This window comes from Actinacidiphila sp. bgisy160, assembly GCF_057707815.1.
In genome coordinates, this window is record NZ_JBYIQW010000136.1 from 1 (window position 1) to 1,038 (window position 1,038).

Below are 1,038 nucleotides of genomic sequence, written 5' to 3' on the forward strand. Positions count from 1 at the left end.
GGAGGAATGATGGTGACGTCGCGTGTGAGTCGCCTCAGGCCGTCGGGGGTGCCGGTGGCCGTGCCGCCGCACCGGGTCCTGGTGCTGCTGTTCGACGGGCTGCAGCTGATGGACGTGACCGGTCCGCTGGATGTGTACACCGCGGCGAACGAGTACGGCGGCCACTACGTGACGAGCACCGTCTCGCTGGACGGCGGGCCCGTGACCACCACCGCGGGGCTGCGGCTGGTGCCCGACCTGTCACTGGCGGAAGTGGACTTCCCGGTCGACACCCTCGTCATCCCCGGCCGCCCCGACTGGTGGGCGGCGGTCGCCGACACCGCGCTGGTGGAGGGCATCTCCCGGCTCGCGGACCGTTCCCGCACCGTCGCCTCGGTCTGCGCGGGCGCGTTCCCGCTGGCCGCGACCGGACTGCTGGACGGACGCCGGGCCGCCACGCACTGGCGGCTGGCGGGCGACCTCGCCGCCCGCTACCCCAAGGTCGAGGTGGACAGCGACGCGATCTTCGTACGGGACGGCCGCTTCATCACCTCGGCCGGCATCAGCGCCGGGATCGACCTGACCCTGTCCCTGGTCGAAGGCGACCTGGGACCCGGCATCGCCCGCAAGGCCGCCAAATTCCTGGTCGTCTTCATGGCACGGCCGGGCGGCCAGTCACAGTTCAGCGTCCGGCAAAGCCCCCGGCACCCCCCACACTCCGTGCTGCGCGAGGTACTCGACCAGGTCGCCGCCGACCCCCCGGCCGACCACAGCCTGCCCGCGCTCGCCGCACGGGCGGGGGTCAGCCCACGTCACCTGACCCGCCTGTTCCGCACCGAGACCGGCGGCACGGCCGCGGAATACGTCGAACGCATCCGCGTCGAGGCCGCCCAGGCACTACTGGAGGCAGGCAACGACGCCCTCGACACCGTCGCCCGGCGCAGCGGCTTCGGATCGGAGGAGACCATGCGCCGCGCCTTCCGCCGCCGCCTGGGCGTCAGCCCCGGCGCATACCGCGACCGCTTCCGCACCACCCGGCCACACCACACCCACCACCAC

Annotated in this window: 1 protein-coding gene; it reads left to right on the forward strand. The window is 73.2% G+C overall.

The window, feature by feature from the left end:
• Positions 1-24 precede the first annotated feature (24 nt).
• The coding region (locus AC3EUJ_RS37165) for a GlxA family transcriptional regulator (RefSeq protein ID WP_431969415.1) at positions 25-1,038 on the forward strand (1,014 nt) is incomplete at its 3' end.